Below are 17,608 nucleotides of genomic sequence, written 5' to 3'. Positions count from 1 at the left end.
CAGTCTTCAGCGACTGTCGCCTGTTTCAACCACCGCATTCGCACGCCCAAGGAGGTCCCGCGAGGATGCTGGCACATCTATCCAAGCTTCCGCTGCGCTACGGCGCCTATTCCCTGAGCCTGCTCGGCCTGTTGGTCTCATTGGTCGGTCTGGCGTTTTCCTTCACCTGGGGCTGGGCGGTTCTGGTCTTCGGCGGTCTGACGCTCCTCGGCACGTACGACCTGACTCAGCGTCGCCATACGGTCAGCCGCAACTACCCCATCCTGGCGCACTTCCGCTACAGCCTGGAGTCCATCGGACCCGAGATCCGGCAGTATTTCATTCAGGGCGACACGGACGAGCAGCCCTACTCCCGCGAACAACGCGCACTTGTCTATCAGCGGGCCAAGAACGTGCTCGACAAGAAAGCCTTCGGCTCTCTGAAGGATATGTACGAGGAGGGTTACGAATGGATCAACCCCTCGCTGAAGCCGGTGCGGATCGACTTCCACGATTTCCGTATCACCATTGGCGAGCATTGCGCCAAGCCCTACTCGGCCAGCATTTTCAATATCTCCGCGATGAGCTTCGGTTCGCTGTCGGGCAATGCCATCAGCGCCCTCAATGCCGGTGCCCGGCGTGGCAATTTCTATCACGACACCGGCGAAGGATCGATATCGCGCTATCATCGCCAACACGGCGGCGACCTGGTGTGGGAAATCGGTTCGGGCTATTTTGGCTGTCGCAATGCGGATGGCACCTTCAGCGAAGAGCGCTTCATCAAGAACGCCTCGCTGGATCAGGTCAAGATGATCGAGATCAAGCTGTCGCAGGGCGCCAAACCCGGACATGGCGGCATTCTGCCCGGTGCCAAGGTGACGGAGGAGATTGCCGAGGCCCGTGGCGTTCCGGTGGGAGAGGACGTCATCTCCCCCTATGCCCACTCCGCCTTCGAGACGCCTTTGGAAATGATGGCCTTCATCGCCCGGCTACGGGAACTCTCGGGAGGTAAGCCGGTGGGTATCAAGCTGACCATCGGCCACCCCTGGGAGTGGTTCGCACTGGTCAAGGCCATGCTGGAAAGCGGACAGCATCCCGACTTCATCGTGGTGGATGGTGGTGAAGGCGGCACCGGCGCGGCACCGCTCGAATTCATCAATCGCCTGGGGATGCCACTGACCGAAGCGCTGCTGCTGGTGCACAATACCCTGGTCGGCACGAACCTGCGTGAGCATATCTATATCGGTGCCGCCGGCAAGCTGGTTTCTGCATTCGACATTGCCCGCACCATCGCGCTGGGAGCCGATTGGTGCAATGCCGCCCGCGGTTATATGTTCGCCCTGGGTTGCATCCAGGCCATGGCCTGCCATACCGACCGCTGTCCCAGTGGCGTGGCCACCCAGAATCCCGGGCGTGGTAACAAGCTCGACGTGGCTGACAAGAGCGCGCGCGTCTACCATTTTCATGACAATACGCTAAAGGCATTAGCGGAGATGCTGGCCGCTGCCGGGCTCAACGACGCCTCCGAACTGGGCCCCGAGCACATCATGCGCCGCGTATCGAAAAACGAGATACAGTCCTATGCGGCGCTGTTTCCCTTCGTGAAACCCGGCGAACTGCTGGATGGCATGCCGCAGCACGTGGTCTTCCGCAATTATTGGGCCGACGCCAACCCAGCGTCGTTCCATCCCCCCGCGGCCATTGCGGAACTGCGTGCCACCAAGTTGCGCTAGTTGCCACCGGATCGTACATGCCACGAAATCCGTTTCCCGCGGAATCGTCAATAAGCCATGCGCCAAGCGGTTAATTGCGATTCAGCTGGAGGAAAAAATACTTCAGAATACTGCATCGGCGCTTCCCGCTGATGCGCGTACAGCACAGGTCCTGACACATGCCGGCATCCTTGAAACGTCTATTACTGCTAGGCAGCGCTCTGCTGCTTCCCTCCCTGCTCATGGCCGAGGAAACTTCCTGGCCGGTCGGCCATTATCCGATGCCCGAGGAGGGCGATATCATCGGCGAAGCCCAGGTGGTGACGGCGACCCAGGAGGATACCCTGATCGATATCGGTCGCCGTTACGGTGTCGGCTACGAGGAGATGCGCCGGGCCAATCCGGAAACGCGCACGTGGCTGCCGGGCGAAGGCACCGAGGTCGTCGTTCCCACTCGGTTCATTCTGCCCCCAGGACCGCGCGAAGGCGTCGTCGTGAACGTCGCCGAGATGCGGCTCTACTATTATCCCCCTGCCGCCGAGGGTGAACCGGCCCAGGTGGAAACGTATCCGATCAGCGTCGGCCGCATGGACTGGTCAACCCCTCTCGGCGAGACCCGTATCGTGGCCAAGGTGAAAGACCCCGCCTGGTATCCGCCGGAATCGATCATCAAGGAGCATGCCGAGCGGGGCGACATGTTGCCCAGGGTCGTTCCTCCCGGTCCGGACAATCCGCTGGGCCAATACGCCATGCGCCTGGACATCCCGGGGTATCTCATTCACGGCACCAACCGGCCTCAGGGCGTGGGCATGCGGGTCACGCATGGCTGCATCCGCATGCTTCCCGAAGACATCGAACGGTTGTTTCCGCGCTTGCCGGTAGGCACCGAAGTGCGACTGATTCATGCACCCTTCAAGCTCGGCTGGTCGCAGGATGTGCTTTATGTCCAGGCCTATCCCAGCCTGGAAGAGATGCACGAAACGTCCATCACTCGAATTACCGAAGCTGTCGATGCCGTATCGGACTTTGTCGAAGACAAGCAGTATCCGGTGGATTACGCCCGCCTGCGCAGCATCATCGAGACTCCCCATGGCTTGCCGGAACCGATTCAACTGGTTGCCGCGCCACCGGAGGAGGAGAACACCACGTTTTTCGATCAGATGGAAATTGCGCAGAATGCCAACTGGTGGGATGAAACGAGGAAGACCCTGCCGATGGCAGGGTCTTCCTGAGGTTCGCTCGGTGGATACCGCAAGCGGTATCCACCTAACGGATCACTTGCGCATGGAATTCTGGAACATACGATCCATTTCTTCTCTGTTGCGCTGAGCGGCCTGCATGGCTGCCTGGGCGTCACGCTGAGCCTGGTTAGCCGTGTTCAGAGCCTCACGGGCCATGTTACGGGTTTCAGTGGCGTCAGCCTGTGCCTGCTCCGCCTGCCCGCTCTTCTCGCCACCGCTGGAAGCACAACCGGCAAAAATGGCCATGGTCAGGCCAATGGCGGAAAGCTTGAGAGTGGTTTTGATAGGATTCGACATGCTCTTCTCCTTGAAGTCACTTCCTTGGTTAGTCAATGCCTGACTGGCAGGCTTTTCCGTGCAATTGCAACGTCGATAGGCAAGCCTGACGCCAATGCATCGGGCGGGCATTTTCTGCCCTCACAGAGAAAACTAGCGGATGATGACTCTTGTGCCAAGTCCTACCCAATCCGCGAGTTGTTCAATCTGCTCATTTGTAACCGCCACGCAACCTTGAGTCCAGTTGAATTTTTTGTGGAAGCTCGGATCGCCCTCACCGATACCGTGAATTCCGATATTACCGCCCAGCACCGTATTCTGAGGCGGGACACCAAGACGTCGATAATCGCTCAGATAGCGATCGAATTCCTCGTTGCTCATGATTCCGGCGTTCTGCGCTTCGCGCGCATTGGCGAGCGTCGGGTAGTCCAGGCCCAGAAAGATATGGAAACGGCTGTCCCGATTGATCCAGTTGATACGAAACTCGCCGGTCGGCGTCTTGTTATCACCCCGCACACGCAGCCGCGAGGCGCCTCCCCTACCCAGCGAAACGGGGTGGAAGTGCTCGATCTCCTTCTCGCCGCGATAGACATGCAACGTCGAGGTCTTGTCATCGACAAGCAGCCAGACTTCTCCCTGATCCGCACTGGCCGGCCAGGCGGTCATTCCAAGAAATAATAGGATACATAACGATAACAGCTGCTGCCGCAGGTTCATGGAGCGTACGCTTGACACGCGGTTACCGCCTCCTCATTCATGTCATTCCTGTCGCGCCCACCGACCCGTTCGCATGCGCAGCGATTCACCAGGCGGTACCGCCCTTCATTCATGCTCTCGTCAGGTCATCGTGCCGGTTCAACGAGCAAAGACCGACAGATTCAGCACCAGCTCTCTTCCCATCTACATGGCGTGGCGCGTGTGGTCTGCCCAGTCATCGCCTGTCACCCCATGCACAAGGATATCCAGCCCATCCCGGTTTGATTCCAGCCAGGGAATCAGCGAGTCGAACGTTTGACTCTCGAAAGCCAGCTGGCAGCTCCAGCACGGATGAGGCCCTACCCGCTTGCAGTGTACACGCCCGGCCCTGACATCAAAATGGCTCCCGGCCCGTTGACACAGCGAGACCGCCTGCTCTTGAGTGGCAGCGTTGAAGTAGACATGAGCATGATAATACGCGTAGCGGTTTTCCGGCCGGCTGGACACGCGATCTCCTCTTGATGGCTTCGGTGATGCGCACGGCGGGAGCGCTGGCTCCACGGCGCCTGGCAGACATGCCGATACTGTCGTGGTCGCCCAAGTGCGACCTGCCGTTTCGTGTTGTCTGCAAGACTGCAGCCCCGGCTCTCGACGAACCGGGGCTGCAGTCTTGAAGCGCGAGCGTCAGGTGCCGGATGTTCTTCCTCCGCCCCTGTTCAGACGCCTTTCTGCATCAATTCCTTCTTGCGTACCGCCATCCGCTCGCCAAGCTCGTTGAGCTGGCTTTCGGACATGGTCTCACGGGCTTTTTCGAACATGTCCTCTTCTTCTTCCTCGATATGGTGCTCAAGCATCTCCTTGAGTACCTTGGCACGCCCGGAAAACTGCGGACTGGTCGGATCGGTCTTCTTCAGGTCAGGCAGTACGAGCTCCTCCACGGCACGGTGCTCCTCCCAGGCCTCGTAATACATCCGGTCGTTTTCCTTGCCGTTGCTCTCCTTGAAGGCGGGATAGAAAATCTCTTCTTCGATCGTGGTATGGGCCAGAACCTCGAGCTCGATCTTCTCGAGCAGTTCGGGCCGTTTCTTTTCGGCCCTTTCGGTCGTGCTGACCAGCTGGGTGAGGAGTTCGCGAACCGTCTTGTGATCTTCCGTGAGCAACTCGATGGCATTCATCGACAATATCTCTCCTATGGTCATCAGCCTGGCGGCTCCGCCCTCTATGTGGCTTTCAGGCCGCCCGTCACATTGCATCATTCAAGGGTCGGGCCGTGCCGCCCAGACTGCCCATCATCGCAGCGCCACCTGCTAGAGCACAGTCGGCACACGAAGCGAACCAGACCCATGAACCCTAAACATAGCTCTACGTGAGGGAACGTCAAACACGTCTCTCCTCGCCGGAGCCGGCCCGCAGATGGGCTGTTTTCTGCAATCCTCTTCTCTGGCGCTGCATGCGGAGCTACGTGAACTTGGCGGGCAGCAGCAATCGCTCTTCGATAGGCGTGAAGCGCGTGGCCGATTGAATCAGGGAATTCGCCGTGAAACGTGCGACACCGTAAACATCGACGGGTATGCCGAACTTGTGCCTTATTCTGCTGACCAGCAGGTCGAAATCCCCATCGCCCGAGGCCAGGACGATGCGATCGACCCTTTCGGCATAATCGATGGCATCCAGCGTGATGCCGACATCCCAGTCGCCTTTGGCCGAGCCATCCCGACGCTGGATGAAGGGCTTGAGCTTCACTTCGAAGCCGATGCCACGCAGGATGTTCTGGAACTGACGCTGCTTTTCATCATCCCGCTCGACCGCATAGGCAATGGCATGGACCTGTTGCCCGCCAGCCGTTACCTCGCGCCAGAAGGCGTTATAGTCGAAATGCCGGCCAAAGGCCTGTCGCGTCGTGTAATAGATATTCTGCACGTCCACGAAAATGGCTATCTTCTCCATTGCCTCTCTCCTGATGCACTCTCGCGGACGATTCAAGCGCCGCATTGCGCGGCACCGGGTCACTCAATGAAGCGTAGCGGGTTCGCGCGGGTCGTCGTCTTCGCCCTCCCACAGATGCGTACGCGTGATGGCATGGTCAATCATTTCACGCGCCACCTCGAAACGGCTCTGACGCAGCAGTTCCGCCGCCTCCTGGGAGAAGCGGATGCTCACCAGCGCTTCTCCCTTGCCCTCCGAAGGCCGGAGAACGATCTCGCCATCGGCGAGCTCAACGATTTCAAGAATCGCAGTATCAGCCACATTCACCTCTCATCGTTGCGGACAACAAAAAACGACCAAGGCGGAGCGCCATGGTCGTTGTTCCGGTTCAAGCCTATCATCTGCATGCGCCATCGTCACCACTCTAGACTGGCTTCACGCAACCGGGGCAACAGCGCCTTGAACTCCTGCAGGCACCAGCGCAGCTCATCGCCTAACGAGGCCTGCGCGGTACCGATGATCATCGCCGAGCGGGTTTCCCGGCGTGCGGCGCCATCCACGCCATGCAGCGCCTCCAGACGGACCGTCAGCATCGCCAGCCAACTATCGGGCGTCGTGGCGATTTCACGAAGCTCCGTTACGGCCGCGACCGGAGAGGCGCCCTCTGCCAGCAGTTCGCGCCATTCGTGACGCTCCAGACGGGCATGTTCGGTCACTTCGCGCAGCAGCGCGTTGAGCGCCAGCTCAAGCAGTGCCAGCGCCCCCTCTTCACTCGCCAGGCGTCGCGCCTCTGCGTGTTCATCCCCTCCCGTCTCGCTCCCCATGCCCAACAGCAAGTCTGCCTGGTACAGCAGTTGATTGGTACGTCCACGAGGCGTCATGTCCTGTCTCCTTCGCCATCCGGCGACCAGCTCACTTGCGCTTGTCCTCGATCTGCCAGCGTCCCTCCTCGAACAGTGCACGCCAGCCGGTCGCCTTGCCCTCCTCCTCGGTCATGACGTACTGGCTCTTGCTCTTGCGCGAGAAGCGGATCTGCGCCGGCCGACCTTCGGGGTCCTCACTCGGCGCATCGAGCAGAAAGTGATACTTCTCCGGCAGCTCCCTGGCGTGCGCCTTGAGTTCCTTGACCAGCGGCGGGCGGGTTTCACGGTTCTTGGGAAACTGACTGGCAGCCAGGAACAGGCCACTGGCACCGTCTCTCAGCACATAATGATCCTCGACCTTATGACAGGCCAGTTCCGGCATCGGAATCGGATCCATCTTGGGCGGCGCCACTTCCCCATTCTTGAGCAACTTGCGCGTGTTCTTGCAGTTCTCATTGGTACAACCGAAGTACTTGCCGAAGCGACCCGACTTTAGCTGCATTTCGCTGCCGCACTTGTCGCACTCGATGACCGGCCCTTCGTAACCCTTGAGGCGGAATCGTCCGGTTTCGATCTCGTAGCCGTCACAGTCGGGGCTATTACCGCAGATGTGCAGCTTGCGCGTCTCATCGATCAGATAGCTGTCCATGGCCGTGCCGCACTTCGCGCAGCGACGCTTGGCACGCAGCGCATCGGTTTCGGCCTCCTCATTGGCGTCCGCCGCCACCGCCTCTTCGCCCGGGATGAGATCGATGGTCGTCTTGCAACGCTCCTTGGGCGGCAGGTTATAGCCGGAGCAGCCCAGGAACACGCCCGTCGAGGCAGTACGAATCTGCATCTTGCGCCCGCAATGGGGACAGTCGATATCGGTAGGCACCGGCTGGTTGGGCCGCATGCCCTCCTCGCCCTCGGCGTGCTCGAGCTTGGCCTTGAAATCGGCGTAGAAGGCATCGAGCAGCTCGCGCCAGTTGCGCTCACCCTCGGCGACCTCGTCGAGATTGTTCTCCATCCGGGCGGTAAAACCGTAGTCCATCAGATCGCTGAACGACTCTGCCAGGCGATCCGTGACAATGTCGCCGAGCTTCTCGGCATAGAAGCGCCGGTTTTCAAGCTTGACGTAACCGCGATCCTGAATGGTCGAGATGATCGAAGCATAGGTCGAGGGTCGACCGATGCCCCGTTTCTCGAGTTCCTTGACCAGACTCGCCTCGGTGTAGCGCGGCGACGGTTTGGTGAAATGCTGCTGAGGATCGAGCTTCTCGAGCGACAGCACGGCTCCCTTGTCGATGTCCGGCAACGACTGGTCCTCGTCCTTCTTGCCGGCAGGTTTCATCACCCGTGTGTAACCGTCGAATTTGAGCACGCGCCCCTTGGCCTTGAGCTCGTAGCCCCGAGTCTCGATCGTCAGGGTCGTCGACAGATACTCCGCCGGCGTCATCTGGCAGGCGACGAACTGGCGCCAGATCAGCTCGTAGAGACGCTGGGCGTCGCGTTCCATGCCCTCCAGGCTATCGGCACGACGGCTCACGTCCGAGGGACGAATGGCCTCGTGCGCCTCTTGCGCGCCCTCCTTGCTGGAGTAGCGGTTGGGCGTTTCCGGCAGGTAGGCCTTGCCGAAACTGTCCTGGATATAGTCGCGCACGCTATCCACCGCATCCTTAGACAAGTTGGTGGAGTCGGTACGCATGTAGGTGATATGGCCTGCCTCGTAAAGACGCTGAGCCATCATCATGGTCTTCTTGACCGAAAATCCCAGACGTCCGCTGGCGGCCTGCTGCAGTGTCGACGTGATGAAGGGCGCCGTCGGTTTGGAGCGGGTCGGCTTGGTTTCACGCTCGGTGATGGCCAGTTCAGCCTTGCGCAGCGCCTCGATACGCTCCAGCGTTTCCTTCTCCGAGGTCGGGCGGAATGGCTGCCCTTCCTGACGCACCAGCTCGAAGCGGATGGGTTCGCCCTGTTCGCTGACCAGGTCGGCATGTACGTCCCAGAACTCCTCGGGTACGAAAGCACGAATCTCGCGTTCGCGCTCGACGATCAAGCGTACCGCCACCGACTGGACGCGCCCCGCCGATAGGCCGCGAGCGACCTTGTTCCATAACAGGGGCGAGAGCATGAACCCGACCACGCGATCCAGGAAGCGCCGGGTCTGCTGCGCTTCGACACGGGGAACGTTCAGCGCTCCCGGCGTCTTGAAGGCTTCCTGAATGGCGTTCTTGGTGATCTCATTGAACACCACACGCCGATAGCGCGTGTCGTCGCCGCCGATGGTTTCCTTGAGGTGCCAGGCAATCGCCTCTCCCTCACGATCCAAGTCGGTGGCGAGATAGACGGCATCGGCCTTTTCGGCGAGCTTCTTGAGCTCGGCGACCACCTTCTCCTTGCCGGGCAGGATCTCATAATGGGCCGACCAGCCATGCTCCGGGTCGATCCCCATGCGCCGTACCAGTTGAGACCACCCTTTCTGCTTTTTATAGGCAGCCTTCTCCTCGGGCGACATCTTGCGAGTTGCCGCGGCCTGACGAGCGCGCTCCTTGGGATCGCTGGCCGCCTTGCCGGAGCCACTAGTCGGCAGATCGCGGATATGCCCCACGCTCGACTTCACGACGAAGTCGTTCCCGAGATACTTGTTGATGGTCTTGGCCTTGGCCGGCGACTCGACGATGACCAGTGACTTGCCCATAGTGCTCCGTTTCTCCGGGCCGCTGACCTGACATCAACGGCTTCTTGTTCATCGCGTCCGGGGCGTCCCGGCGAGAAAAATGCGCTTACCCTACCCCAGCGCTGCCCACCACGCCAGTCGTTACATAATGTGCCGGAACCGTGGACCGCTTCGTGCCAAGGGCTCTGATCGCGCCTTGCGGTACCGGCTGGCTCGTCAAGCGCCCCTTCGAGGCCTGGCAATATGGGGCTGCATCCTTCGCGCGACAAGGGCCGTGCCATGAACACTAGACACAGGCTTATCAGGACGGCAAGTCCTTCCCCTGGCGACAGTAACGACGATTTATGTCTAACCCCTACCGTAACTGTTACTTTCCCGTCATTATCCAAACGTAGAAAGGCATCGATGTGCCGGAGGGCTTTACCGGCTACCGACCTCGGCAGGCGCTGGCCGAATGTAGTAAAATCACCACATCAGCCAGCTTTCTTCACTCTCTCATTACCTGATACAGGCCAAGGAGAACCCCATGCAGAACGCGTTTCATGGTCCGATCCGCCGCACCAAGATTGTCGCCACCCTGGGACCGGCAAGCGACCAGGAAGGCGTGCTCGACGAAATGATCGCCGCCGGTGTCGACGTGGTGCGCCTGAACTTCTCTCACGGCAGTGCCGAAGATCACCGCCGTCGCCTGGCTGCGGTTCGTGAAGTGGCCGCCCGTCATGGGAAGTGTGTCGCGGCACTGGGCGATCTGCAGGGGCCCAAGATCCGTATTGCCCGTTTTGCAGAAGGTGCAGTACATCTCGAAGAAGGCCGGGCTTTCGTCATCGATGTCTCTCTTGACCGTGATGCCGGCGACAGCGAACGTGTCGGCTGTGATTACAAGCAACTCGCCGACGACGTGGTAGCCGGCGATGTACTGCTGCTCGATGACGGTCGCCTGGAACTGGTGGTGGAGCGCGTCACGCCTCCCGAGGTCCACACGACCGTACGCGTCGGTGGCAAACTGTCCAACAACAAGGGCATCAACAAGCAGGGCGGAGGCCTCTCGGCCGAGGCACTGACAGACAAGGACAAGACCGATCTCAAGACGGCGATCGCCATCGGTGTCGACTATCTGGCGGTCTCCTTTCCCCGCAATGCCGCCGACATGCAACTGGCCCGCGAACTGCTGGGCGATGCGGGCAAGGAGATCGGCCTGGTGGCCAAGATCGAGCGCGCCGAGGCGGTTGCCGATCCGGAAGTGCTCGACGACATCATCCGCGCTTCCGAGGCAGTGATGGTGGCACGTGGCGACCTGGGCGTGGAGATCGGCGATGCTCAGTTGATCGGCGTGCAGAAGCGTATCATTGCCCGTGCGCGCAGTCTCAATAAGCTGGTCATCACCGCCACACAGATGATGGAGTCGATGATCAGTGCACCGCTGCCGACCCGTGCCGAGGTCTTCGACGTGGCCAATGCCGTGCTTGACGGCACCGATGCCGTGATGCTTTCCGCCGAGACGGCTGCCGGCAACTATCCGGTGGAAACCGTGGAAGCCATGCATCGCCTGTGTCTGGGCGCCGAACGCGAACGCGCCGCCCAGCAATCCCAGCACCGCATCCATGAAGGTTTCACCCGAATCGACGAAACGGTCGCTCTGTCGGCCATGTATGCGGCCAACCACCTTTCCGGTGTCGCGGCCATCGCCTGTCTGACCTCGACCGGCTATACCCCATTGATCGCCTCACGCATCCGCTCCGGCCTGCCCATCGTGGCGTTGGCTCAGGACCCCATTGCCCAGCGGCGGATGGCGCTCTATCGCGGGGTGGTTTCGCTGCCCTTCGACAGCGATCACATCCCGTCGGATCGCATCAACAGTGCCGCGATCCGGGAGCTGGTCAAGCGCAACATCGCTCACGAGGGAGACCATGTCATCCTGACCCGCGGCGATCATATGAACGCGCACGGCGGCACCAATACCTTCAAGATCATCCAGGTAGGCGACGAGCGTGACTGAGCAGTGACCACGACGCCAAGCGACACGCACTGATCGCCCATTCCAGCAAGAAAATCTCCATTGCCCGAGTGGGTGGGACGCGCCTGCATCCGACGGGCGCACTCTCCTGTCACCGCACCATGTCGGGCCGGCATGCGCTTTCCTTCGCGCACTGGCCCAACTTTTTTCGTAATCTTCTGACATAGCTTCAGGCCGAGAATCCCGCACGCCTCTTTCAGCCAGTTCATTGCCTACCGAGATCATGCGACATCCGGCTCGCCTGTCCCCTGCAGGTATCCTGCTGGCGCTCCCGTCTGCCTGCACCGTCGAGGAACACCGGCGGCACTCTTTGCACCACAAAAGTTCACCCCTCTTCGAGAATGCACCAAATTAATGCCATAAATGCGTCATAAACAAGCATGCAAAAATAACTCATTGATTTTAAAAGATAATATTATAGGCACATTTTGTGCATGACGGATTCCCATGCACGGCCGCGCCAACCCGCGGCTTTTTTCAACGAGAATGACAGGTACACACCCAATGCCGACTCCTTCCAGCGCCGATGTTCTGTTTCTCCTTCTGGGCGCCTGCATGGTGCTGGCCATGCATGCCGGCTTTGCCTTTCTTGAGGTCGGCACCGTCCGCTCCAAGAATCAGGTCAATGCCCTGGTCAAGATCATCACGGATTTTGCCGCATCCACGGTGGCCTATTTCACACTCGGATATGCCTTGGCCTATGGCAGCGGCTTCTTCAGTGATGCCACGACACTCGCTGCCGATCACGGGTACGGGCTGATCAGATTCTTCTTTCTTCTGACTTTCGCCGCCGCGATACCGGCGATCATTTCCGGCGGCATTGCCGAACGCGCCCGCTTCTATCCGCAATTTACCGCTACGCTGCTTCTGGTCGGGCTGGCCTACCCCGTCTTCGAGGGACTGGTGTGGAATGGCAATTTCGGCCTTCAAGCATGGCTTGAAGCCAGCTTCGGCCACGCCTTCCACGATTTTGCCGGCTCCATGGTCGTGCATGGCTTCGGGGGCTGGGTCGCCCTGGTGGCCGTGCTTCTGCTGGGCCCGCGCAAGGGACGCTATCCGCGCCATGGTGCCGTGGCCGCGCACCCGCCCTCCAGCATTCCCTTCCTGGCTCTGGGTGCCTGGACATTGACCGTGGGCTGGTTCGGATTCAACGTCATGTCCGCCCAGACCCTGGACGGCATCAGCGGGCTGGTCGCGGTCAACTCGCTGATGGCAATGGTCGGCGGTATCCTCGCCGCCATGGCGACAGGGCGCAACGATCCGGGCTTCATCCATAACGGGCCACTGGCCGGCCTGGTGGCCGTGTGCGCCGGCTCCGATCTGATGCACCCGCTCGGCGCCCTGGCCACGGGATTGATTGCAGGCGCCATTTTCGTCTGGCTGTTCACCCTGACCCAGAATCGCTGGAAGATCGACGATGTACTCGGCGTCTGGCCGCTGCACGGTCTATGCGGTGCCTGGGGCGGTATTGCCGCCGGTATCTTCGGGCAGAGTGCGCTGGGCGGCCTGGGGGGCGTGAGCCTCGTGGCACAAATGATCGGTACCCTGGGCGGCATCGCCCTGGCCCTGCTCGCCGGCGCCATCGTTTATGGCGGCCTCAAGGCCAGTGTCGGGATACGCCTTTCCGAAGAGCAGGAGTACCAAGGTGCGGATCTTTCCCTGCACAAGATCAGTGCCACACCGCGTGGCGAGTAAGGCGCGCCGTAACATGAACCTGGGCCAGTAGTGCCCGGACTCGTTCTACCGGCGATTCTCGGCCCGCCACGAGGCCGCATGCACGAAAAAGCCCCGGACAAGCCGGGGCAACAGAGAGAGCCGGCACAGCTACTCGATCTCGATGAGTACCTCACCGGGCGTGACCCGATCGCCCTTGGCCACATGAATCGCCTTGACGGTACCGGAAACCCGTGCCTGGACCTCGGTTTCCATCTTCATCGCCTCGGTAATCAACACCGCCTGTCCCTCGGTCACGCTGTCACCGGTCTCAACCAGTACATCCACGATGTTACCAGGCATTGAGGTCGTGACATGGCCCGGCGCGGTGGCTTGTGCCCGGCCAGAAGCCTGGCCGCCGACGAAATCGTCCTTGGCCTCGAAGAGCACTTCTTCGGGCATGCCATCGAGGGTCAGATAGATCTGACGCTTGCCCCCCATGTTGCGACCGACACCGGTGATCTGCACCTCGTAGGACTCGCCATGGACGTCGATCACGAATTCGGTGGGCGTTCCTTCGGTCACCGGGCGTCCCGCCATTTCGGCAGGCGCCGGCAACGGCTCGGGCTTGAGCGTGCCGTCGCGGCGCCCCTGCAGGAATTCCCGGCCAAGATCGGGGAACATGGCGAAAGTCAGTACGTCCTCTTCATTTCCGGCCAGATCCCCGATCTCCTGGGCCAGGCGAGACATTTCGGGATTCAGGCGATCTGCCGGACGCCCCTCCTCCACCGGTTCGTTACCGATCGCCAACCGACGCACCTTCTCGTCCACGGCTGCCGGCGGCTGGCCATAGCCGCCCAGCAGGTAGCGCTTGACCTCGTTGGTAATGGATTTATAGCGACTGCCCATCAGCACGTTCATGACCGCCTGGGTACCCACGATCTGCGATGTCGGCGTCACCAGCGGCGGATAGCCCAGGTCGGCACGCACCCGGGGAATTTCGTCGAACACCTCGCGAATCTTCGACAGGGCATTCTGCTCCTTCAACTGGTTGGCCAGATTGGACATCATGCCACCCGGCACCTGATTGATCTGCACCGAGACATCCTCGCGGGTGAACTCGCTCTCGAAGGCTGCGTATTTCTTGCGTACCTCGCGAAAGTAGTCGCCGATCTCCTTGAGCGCCTCCAGGTCGAGCCCGGTGTCATAACCGGTGCCCTGAAAGGCCGCCACCATGGATTCGGTAGCGGGATGGCTGGTGCCGCCGGCAAACGCCGAAATGCAGGTATCGATATGCCGGCAACCGGCCTCTACGGCCTTGACCTGGCACATCGGCGCCAGACCCGATGTCGCGTGAGCGTGCAGATGCACCGGCACCTCGACGGCCTCGACCAGTGCCGCTACCAGCTCGCCCGTGGCGTAAGGCGTGAGCAGGCCTGCCATGTCCTTGATGGCAATGGAGTCGGCGCCCATGTCGAGCAGTCGCTTGGCCTGATCGACATACATGTCCAGCGTATGCACCGGGCTGACCGTGTAGCAAATGGTCCCCTGGGCATGCTTGCCGCTGGCCTTGACCGCACGCATGGCGGTTTCCAGATTGCGCAGATCGTTCAGGGCATCGAAGACGCGGAAGATGTCGATGCCGTTCTCCGCCGACCTGGCGACGAATCGCTCGACCACATCATCGGCATAGTGGCGATAGCCAAGCAGATTCTGGCCGCGCAGCAGCATCTGCAGCGGCGTGTTGGGCAGCGCCTCCTTCAATGCTGCCAGCCGCGCCCAAGGATCCTCCTTCAGAAAACGCACGCAGGCATCGAAGGTGGCGCCGCCCCAGACTTCCAGTGAATGGTAGCCGATGGCGTCGAGCTTGCCGCAGACCGGCAGCATGTCCTCGGTGCGCAGGCGCGTGGCGATGAGGGACTGGTGACCGTCGCGCAGCACGACATCAGTGACATTGACCTTGTTCATGACTTCTCCTTACAGGCCGGCATGTGCGGCGATGGCGGCGGCGATGGCCAGGGCGACTTCCTCGGGATTGCGTTTCACCGAGTAATTCAGAAGCTCCGGATGCGCGGGGACGAAGCCGGTGTCGAAATGACCGCTGCGGAAGTCCGGATGGCGCAGAATCTCCTGATAGTAAGGCGCAGTGGTCTTCACGCCCTGCAGGCGCATGTCGTTGAGGGCCCGGATGCCCCGGTTGAGCGTCTCCTCCCAGGTCATCCCCCAGACGATGAGCTTGAGGCACATGGAGTCGAAGTACGGCGGAATGGTATAGCCGGTGTAGATCGCCGTGTCGGTACGCACACCCGGTCCGCCCGGCGCGTAGTAACGCGTAATGCGTCCGAAGGAGGGCAGAAAATCGTTCTTGGGATCCTCGGCGTTGATGCGAAACTGGATGGCGAAGCCGTGATGGCGGATGTCTTCCTGACGAAAGGCCAGCTTGTGCCCTGCCGCGACACGAATCTGCTCACGCACGATATCGACGCCGGTAATCGATTCGGTGATGGTATGCTCGACCTGGACCCGGGTGTTCATCTCCATGAAGTACACCTCGTTGCCCTTGACGAGAAACTCCACGGTGCCCGCATTCTCATAGCCGACCGCGGCAGCGGCACGAACCGCCATCTCACCCACATAGGAGCGTTGCTCCGGCGTCAACTGGGGACTCGGCGCAATCTCGATCAGCTTTTGATTGCGGCGCTGGATGGAGCAGTCGCGCTCGAAAAGGTGGATGATGCCGCCATGGCGGTCGGCAAGAATCTGCACCTCGATATGGTGCGGATCGACGACGCACTTTTCCATGAACACGTCAGCCGAGCCGAACGCCTTGGTCGCTTCGGAGATCACGCGATCCCAGGCCTGCCTGAGCTGAGCCGGCGTGTCGCAGCGGCGAATGCCGCGCCCGCCGCCGCCGGAGGTGGCCTTGAGCATGACCGGATAACCGATGGTTTCGGCCAGGTTCAAGGCCTCCTCGCAGGATGCCAGGTTGTCTTCCGATCCTGGCGTGACAGGCACGCCCGCCTCGCGCATGGCCGCACGCGCCGCCGTCTTGTCGCCCATGCGCGCAATCACCGAGGCGTCGGGCCCGACGAAGGTGATACCGGCCTCGCTACAGATACGGGCAAAATCGGCATTCTCGGAAAGAAACCCGTAACCGGGATGGATCGCGTCGCAGCCCGTCTCGCGGGCCAGATCGACGATCCGTCGCGGGTCCAGATAGCCGGCCAGCGGATCATCCCCCACGAAGTGGGCTTCATCGGCACGCTTGACGTGCAGGGCGAAACGATCCGGCTCGGTGTAAATCGCGACCGAACGTATGTCCATCTCGGCACAGGCGCGTACAATACGCACAGCGATCTCGCCACGATTGGCGATGAGAAGTTTCTTGAACACCGTATGCCCTCCGGGTTGCGTCGACGGGAATCAGTGCCGCCCGTTTCCTGCGTTCAACGCTACCCAGACAAGAGCCAATAGAAAAATTGATATTTTTTTGCCATCCTATAAGGGATAGCTTATAGCTGCCCTCGGGGACGTCGATGTCACGACCCAATCTGCTCAACCGTCTGACGTTTCGTCAGCTTCAGGTCTTTCAGGCCGTCTATCGACAGCAGTCCTACTCGCGCGCTGCGGAACAGCTCGGCCTGACACAGCCGGCGGTCAGTGCGCAGATCCGCCAGCTCGAACAGGCGCTCGAGCAGCCACTCTTCAAATATGCTGGCAAGACACTGCATGTGTTGCCCGCCGCCGACGCCCTGTCGGCCTCGGTGCAGTCCATCTTCGGGCAGGTGTCCAGCCTGCAGATGGAGCTCTCCGAGCTGGCCGGCACCATTCGCGGTGAGCTGAACCTGGCGGCGGTCAGTACTGCGCAATATGTGGTGCCGCATATCCTGGCGCGCTTCCGGGCCCGCTATCCCGAAGTCCAGATTCGTCTGCGGGTCTGCAACCGCGGTCAGGCGCTGGAGCGCCTCGCCGAGCGTCGCGATGATCTGGTGATCATGGGCATGGTGCCGGAGGATGCCAACCTGGCGTTCATGCCGATTCTCGACAACGAGATGATCCCCATCGTGTGGCCCGGTCATCCGCTGCTGACCGCGACGTCTCCGACTCTGGAGGATTTCGCTCATCACTACGTGCTGATGCGGGAGCCGGGCTCCGGTACGCGTACCGCCTTCGAGGACTTTGCCGCCCGCGAGCGCGTCTCGCTGCATCACACCATCGAGCTGGGGACCAACGAGGCCATCAAGCAGGGTGTCATGGCGCATCTTGGCGTGGCGATTCTGCCACGCCTGGCGGTGCAGTTGGAGCTTGCCTCAGGCCTTCTCGCCTCACCCAACTTGCCCGGCTTTCCGCTGCGGCGTTCCTGGTGCACGGTCTACCCCAAGGACCGTTACCCGACACCGGTCACCGAACTGTTTCTGCGCTTCGTTCGCGAACTGCTACCGGAGCTCAACGCTCACTTCCGAGCACCGCTGGAAGCGGCACCGGGTCCCAGTTTCGTCTGTACCACCTGACGTTCTGTCTGCCCGCATGCGGTTGATTCCTGCGGTGCTCGCCCGCATCTGGGACTGGACCTTTACCTTCACGATACA

Annotated in this window: 15 protein-coding genes; 5 read left to right on the top strand and 10 right to left on the bottom strand. The window is 60.9% G+C overall.

Features of this window, described 5'->3' with window-relative positions; translation table 11 throughout:
- Positions 1-65: 65 nt before the first annotated feature.
- Both ACYQ12_RS08430 and ACYQ12_RS08425 read left to right on the top strand, forming a co-directional pair.
- Complete coding sequence (locus ACYQ12_RS08430) at positions 66-1,712, top strand: FMN-binding glutamate synthase family protein (protein ID WP_459870159.1); 1,647 nt, start codon at positions 66-68, stop codon at positions 1,710-1,712.
- A 158-nt stretch (positions 1,713-1,870) separates the two neighbouring features.
- A complete protein-coding gene (locus ACYQ12_RS08425; protein ID WP_459870156.1) occupies positions 1,871-2,923 on the top strand; it encodes a L,D-transpeptidase family protein in 1,053 nt (350 codons plus the stop codon).
- Between the two features lie 42 nt (positions 2,924-2,965).
- Here the strand turns inward: ACYQ12_RS08425 and ACYQ12_RS08420 are convergent, their stop codons facing one another.
- From ACYQ12_RS08420 to topA, 8 genes are all read right to left on the bottom strand, one after another.
- Positions 2,966-3,229 (bottom strand): Lpp/OprI family alanine-zipper lipoprotein, encoded by a 264-nt coding sequence (locus ACYQ12_RS08420; protein WP_459870153.1) that lies wholly within the window; start codon positions 3,227-3,229, stop codon positions 2,966-2,968.
- Between the two features lie 132 nt (positions 3,230-3,361).
- On the bottom strand, positions 3,362-3,925 hold the full coding sequence (locus ACYQ12_RS08415) for a L,D-transpeptidase family protein (protein WP_459870150.1): 564 nt from the start codon (positions 3,923-3,925) through the stop codon (positions 3,362-3,364).
- A 183-nt stretch (positions 3,926-4,108) separates the two neighbouring features.
- The gene (locus ACYQ12_RS08410; protein WP_459870147.1) at positions 4,109-4,411 is read right to left on the bottom strand and encodes a DOPA 4,5-dioxygenase family protein; all 303 of its coding nucleotides are present in this window, start codon (positions 4,409-4,411) and stop codon (positions 4,109-4,111) included.
- Between the two features lie 209 nt (positions 4,412-4,620).
- Positions 4,621-5,079: a PA2171 family ribosome-binding persister protein gene (locus ACYQ12_RS08405; protein ID WP_459870145.1), complete on the bottom strand. Its 459-nt coding sequence runs from the start codon at positions 5,077-5,079 to the stop codon at positions 4,621-4,623.
- A 283-nt stretch (positions 5,080-5,362) separates the two neighbouring features.
- On the bottom strand, positions 5,363-5,851 hold the full coding sequence (locus ACYQ12_RS08400; protein WP_459870143.1) for a LabA-like NYN domain-containing protein: 489 nt from the start codon (positions 5,849-5,851) through the stop codon (positions 5,363-5,365).
- 63 nt (positions 5,852-5,914) lie between these two features.
- On the bottom strand, positions 5,915-6,151 hold the full coding sequence (locus ACYQ12_RS08395) for a hypothetical protein (protein ID WP_459870140.1): 237 nt from the start codon (positions 6,149-6,151) through the stop codon (positions 5,915-5,917).
- 95 nt (positions 6,152-6,246) lie between these two features.
- Positions 6,247-6,711 (bottom strand): DUF6586 family protein, encoded by a 465-nt coding sequence (locus tag ACYQ12_RS08390; protein ID WP_459870137.1) that lies wholly within the window; start codon positions 6,709-6,711, stop codon positions 6,247-6,249.
- Between the two features lie 31 nt (positions 6,712-6,742).
- Positions 6,743-9,373, bottom strand: coding sequence for a type I DNA topoisomerase (gene topA, locus ACYQ12_RS08385; RefSeq protein ID WP_459870134.1), 2,631 nt, complete (start codon positions 9,371-9,373; stop codon positions 6,743-6,745).
- Positions 9,374-9,878: 505 nt separating this feature from the next.
- On the opposite strand from topA, the gene pyk reads away from it, so the two are divergent.
- Together pyk and ACYQ12_RS08375 are read left to right on the top strand one after the other, a co-directional pair.
- Positions 9,879-11,348: a pyruvate kinase gene (gene pyk, locus ACYQ12_RS08380; RefSeq protein ID WP_459870131.1), complete on the top strand. Its 1,470-nt coding sequence runs from the start codon at positions 9,879-9,881 to the stop codon at positions 11,346-11,348.
- 522 nt (positions 11,349-11,870) lie between these two features.
- Positions 11,871-13,061, top strand: coding sequence for an ammonium transporter (locus tag ACYQ12_RS08375; RefSeq protein ID WP_459870128.1), 1,191 nt, complete (start codon positions 11,871-11,873; stop codon positions 13,059-13,061).
- Positions 13,062-13,190: 129 nt separating this feature from the next.
- Here the strand turns inward: ACYQ12_RS08375 and oadA are convergent, their stop codons facing one another.
- Together oadA and ACYQ12_RS08365 are read right to left on the bottom strand one after the other, a co-directional pair.
- Positions 13,191-14,987, bottom strand: a complete 1,797-nt coding sequence (oadA, locus tag ACYQ12_RS08370) for a sodium-extruding oxaloacetate decarboxylase subunit alpha (protein ID WP_459870125.1) — start codon at positions 14,985-14,987, stop codon at positions 13,191-13,193.
- A 9-nt stretch (positions 14,988-14,996) separates the two neighbouring features.
- The gene (locus tag ACYQ12_RS08365; RefSeq protein ID WP_459870122.1) at positions 14,997-16,412 is read right to left on the bottom strand and encodes an acetyl-CoA carboxylase biotin carboxylase subunit; all 1,416 of its coding nucleotides are present in this window, start codon (positions 16,410-16,412) and stop codon (positions 14,997-14,999) included.
- Positions 16,413-16,555: 143 nt separating this feature from the next.
- On the opposite strand from ACYQ12_RS08365, the gene ACYQ12_RS08360 reads away from it, so the two are divergent.
- Positions 16,556-17,530 (top strand): LysR family transcriptional regulator, encoded by a 975-nt coding sequence (locus tag ACYQ12_RS08360; RefSeq protein ID WP_459870119.1) that lies wholly within the window; start codon positions 16,556-16,558, stop codon positions 17,528-17,530.
- Positions 17,531-17,608 lie beyond the last annotated feature (78 nt).

This window comes from Halomonas shantousis (assembly GCF_054654615.1).
This window is presented reverse-complemented; position numbering and strand designations above follow the sequence as displayed.